The organism is Sphingobacterium psychroaquaticum (genome assembly GCF_900177625.1).
Lineage (GTDB): Bacteria > Bacteroidota > Bacteroidia > Sphingobacteriales > Sphingobacteriaceae > Sphingobacterium > Sphingobacterium psychroaquaticum.
The window spans coordinates 1-1,592 of sequence record NZ_FXAU01000013.1; the positions used below are offsets into that span (position 1 = coordinate 1).

Below are 1,592 nucleotides of genomic sequence, written 5' to 3' on the forward strand. Positions count from 1 at the left end.
TCCCTAAGGGGTTTCGGTCACCGAGAGAAAGATGAGAAGTAATAGCTAGTCCCGTAGCTCAGTTGGTTAGAGCACTACACTGATAATGTAGGGGTCAGCAGTTCAAATCTGCTCGGGACTACCATCACACGGGGAATTAGCTCAGCTGGCTAGAGCACCTGCCTTGCACGCAGGGGGTCAACGGTTCGAATCCGTTATTCTCCACTATCTTTGGACGCTGTTTGTATGTATATATAAGTATATAGGTACAGATGGACTGTTCGAAAAGAAAAGTTCTTTGACATATTGGAAGAAAGAAGACACAAGAGAAAACAACAGTAGTGTCCGTTATTAACTGATCGTAGAGGTTAGCTAGGGCGGCACGAAAAGCAACTCATGCTTAGCAAAAGGAGCATGGGTGAAGAAAGTAAATAAGGGCACACGGGGGATGCCTAGGCTCTCAGAGGCGATGAAGGACGTGATAAGCTGCGATAAGCTTCGGGGATTGGCAAATGCGATTCGATCCGAAGATTTCCGAATGGGGCAACCTAACATACTGAAGGTATGTTGTATAATACGCGAACGCGCCGAACTGAAACATCTAAGTAAGCGTAGGAGAAGAAAATAATAATGATTTCCCAAGTAGTGGCGAGCGAACGGGAAAGAGCCCAAACCGGTATTGTTACGGCAATACCGGGGTTGTAGGACCACGATATTGTATTGTCGCTATGAACTGGAAGCAGGTGGGAAACTGCGCGATATGGGTGACAGCCCCGTACAGGTAAAGAATGACAGCATAGTGGTATCCTGAGTACCGCGGGACCGGAGAAATCCTGTGGGAATCCACCAGCACCATCTGGTAAGGCTAAATACTCCTGAGAGACCGATAGTGAACCAGTACCGTGAGGGAAAGGTGAAAAGAACCTCGAACAGAGGAGTGAAAAGAACCTGAAACCGTGTGCTTACAAGCGGTCGGAGCTGGCAGGTCCAGTGACGGCGTGCCTTTTGCATAATGAGCCTACGAGTTACTCTTTACTGGCAAGGTTAAGTGGTTCAGCCACGCAGCCGAAGCGAAAGCGAGTCTGAATAGGGCGCATAGTCAGTAGAGGTAGACGCGAAACCTTGTGATCTACCCTTGGGCAGGTTGAAGTTGCAGTAACATGTAATGGAGGACCGAACCGATAAACGTTGAAAAGTTTCCGGATGACCTGAGGGTAGGGGTGAAAGGCCAATCAAACTGGGAAATAGCTCGTACTCCCCGAAATGTTTTTAGGAACAGCGTGGATATAAAGTCTAGCAGAGGTAGAGCTACCGATTGGGTGCGGGGGAGTCAAATCCTACCAAATCCAGACGAACTCCGAATGCTGTTAGATATGATCTGCAGTGAGGCTTTGGGTGCTAAGGTCCAAGGCCGAGAGGGAAAGAACCCAGACCATCAGCTAAGGTCCCCAAATGTAGTCTAAGTTGAACTAACGAGGTCCGGTTGCCCAGACAGCTAGGATGTTGGCTTGGAAGCAGCCATTCATTTAAAGAGTGCGTAACAGCTCACTAGTCGAGCGGCCGGGCGTGGATAATAAACGGGCATCAAGATTACTACCGAAGCTATGGATTTG

The 1,592-nt window shown here is 48.6% G+C and carries 2 tRNA genes and 1 rRNA gene; all 3 read left to right on the forward strand.

Annotated features, from left to right (window positions below):
- Positions 1-47: 47 nt before the first annotated feature.
- Positions 48-124 (forward strand) — tRNA-Ile (locus B9Y69_RS19015).
- Positions 125-130: 6 nt separating this feature from the next.
- Positions 131-204: transfer RNA gene (locus B9Y69_RS19020), tRNA-Ala, on the forward strand.
- A 196-nt stretch (positions 205-400) separates the two neighbouring features.
- Positions 401-1,592, forward strand: a 23S ribosomal RNA gene (locus tag B9Y69_RS19025); the annotation flags it as partial.